Raw genomic sequence first — 2,092 nt, forward strand, 5'->3', positions numbered from 1 at the left:
AAAAACTGGTGCCGCAAACAGGATTCGAACCTGCGACCCCATCATTACGAAAAGTGAACCCCTCGTTTTTTCGCGTTTTCACGGCTTGTCACGATTTTTCGTAATATATTGCGTCACATAGATTTTCTTGTAATGTTATGGGACAGCTTGTTATTGAATTTTTCCCATTTGGTAGCAAATTGGTAGCAAAAAAGGCTGAAAATGGGTCCAAACTACGCCATTTTTGAGATGATGGTGTCGCGTGATGGGGTCGATTGATAGCACAAAAATGGCACAGGAAGTTGACAATGTCAGACGTTTTGAAGGCGAAAATCAATAAGCGATTTGTCGATTCCGCGATGCCGCCGGAGACTGGAGACACGCGGATTTGGGACATTGAGTTGCGTGGCTTTATGCTCCGGATCTCGTCGAGTGGCCGGAAGACCTATTGCGTGAAGTATCGTGTCAACCGTCAACAACGATGGATGACGATTGGCGAGCACGGTTTGCCTTGGACTCCTGAAGCAGCCCGCAACCGTGCGCGCGAAGTCATCACGGAGGCGACCAAGGGTATCGACTTATCTGAGACCCCAAGTGAGCGGGTAAAGGCCTTGGCCGGAAAAGGCGGGCTGGTCATCGCCAAAGCCATGCGTGACGCGACCATTGGCCAATTGTTTGAGATGTATTTCCGCGATGGGCCTAGTGACAAGCCGCTGAAGCGGGAATCCTCTTGGTCGGTCGATGCCACTTCTTACAAGCGCCATATCAAGCCCCTTCTGGATGATGTTGTTGCAAAGGACATTCGGCCCAGTGATCTTGCCGCTTGGCAAAGAGACGTTGCGGCGGGCAAGACTTCACACGACATCAAGACTGGCCCCCGGGGCCGTTCGATTGTTAAGGGCGGACCTAGTGCTGCCTCCCGTGGAATGAGGTGCCTGTCCGCGATGTTTTCGTGGGCGATCTGGCGGGAGATTTTGGAAACCAATCCTTGCTCCAAAGTTCAAAAGCTGCGCGACAATCGCCGGGAACGATCCATTACCACGGAAGAGGCAAAGAAGCTTTGGACGGTCCTCGATGAGGCGCAAGCCGCATGGGTTATTGCACCTCATTATGCCAACATCATTCGCCTGATCATGCTGACAGGTGCGCGCCGTAACGAAATCACGGAACTCAATTGGTCCGAAGTTGACATAGAGCGCTCGCGTCTCGTTTTGCCCCCGATCCGAACAAAGATGGGTAGCCAGAATAAGTCACGCACGATCATTCTGTCCGAGCAAGCGCGCGCGATCCTCGAATACCTCCCGCGCTTGGGTCCTTATGTCTTCATGTCCCAAATCTCCGGTAAGCCGGTTTTGGGGGTCAATAAGGCGTGGCTGAAAGTGCGAGAGCTCGCGGGGCTCTCAGATGTTCGTCTCCATGACCTACGCCATAGCTTTGCGACTTTCGCTGTCGAAGATGGTGCTTCACTCTATCTAGTCGGTCGGGCTTTGGGACATGCGAACGCATCATCGACTGAACGCTATGCGCACCCCGGCGATACTGCGGCGCGGATTATTGCTGAGAAGGTGGCCGAGCGGTTTGCCATGGGGCCGAAGTGATGCAGCCTTTTGGTGATAACATATCAATCTCTGAGGCCAAGTTGACGGATTATATTCTGTCTCCGACCCATCGAATTGGAGCCAACAAAGCTAGAGTGTTCAAGTCTGCATTGGGCATAGGGCTGGCGGAAGTCGCTGTCTTGCGATCCGCTTTGCTTGACGCAGCCCGCACGCAAACTCCCAACTTCATCCGCCAGGACCAGTTCGGCCAGCATTACGCGATTGTCTTTAAACTTGCCTATGGAACCAAGTCAGCTTTTGTGCGATCATTATGGGTGATACGGACCGGAGACGACGTCGCAAAGTTTGTTTCGGCCTTTGTTGTGACTGACAAGCGCGCCGGATCTGAGGACAAGAACCATGACTAAAGTGCAACTCAACTTGCTAGATGCTGTGGCGCTCTTGAGCGATCAGAGCGACTTGGGCCTCGTTCAAGGCCAGGTTGGAACCGTGGTCGAGTTGTTGGATGACGACTTTGCACTCGTTGAGTTCTGTGACCGAGATGGCGCGACTTT

General features: G+C 52.9%; 3 protein-coding genes. All 3 read left to right on the top strand.

Annotated elements, in window-relative coordinates; translation table 11 throughout:
- The first annotated feature begins 287 nt into the window (after positions 1-287).
- Positions 288-1,577, top strand: a complete 1,290-nt coding sequence (locus tag ACOVRA_RS14435) for a tyrosine-type recombinase/integrase (RefSeq protein WP_421720909.1) — start codon at positions 288-290, stop codon at positions 1,575-1,577.
- Positions 1,577-1,945 (top strand): DUF6883 domain-containing protein, encoded by a 369-nt coding sequence (locus tag ACOVRA_RS14440; protein ID WP_421720910.1) that lies wholly within the window; start codon positions 1,577-1,579, stop codon positions 1,943-1,945. The genes ACOVRA_RS14435 and ACOVRA_RS14440 overlap by 1 nt, the downstream gene beginning before the upstream one ends.
- A partial coding sequence (locus ACOVRA_RS14445) for a DUF4926 domain-containing protein (RefSeq protein WP_421720911.1) occupies positions 1,938-2,092 on the top strand: 155 nt, incomplete at its 3' end. The genes ACOVRA_RS14440 and ACOVRA_RS14445, both read left to right, overlap by 8 nt.

Source organism: Aquidulcibacter sp. (genome assembly GCF_049239865.1).
Taxonomy (GTDB): Bacteria; Pseudomonadota; Alphaproteobacteria; order Caulobacterales; family Aquidulcibacteraceae; genus Aquidulcibacter.

What these genes read in the sequence shown, in the direction of transcription:
- ACOVRA_RS14440 (WP_421720910.1), top strand. Translation starts at nt 1,577, where the DNA reads ATGCAGCCTTTTGGTGATAACATATCAATCTCTGAGGCCAAGTTGACG.
- ACOVRA_RS14435 (WP_421720909.1), top strand. Translation starts at nt 288, where the DNA reads ATGTCAGACGTTTTGAAGGCGAAAATCAATAAGCGATTTGTCGATTCC.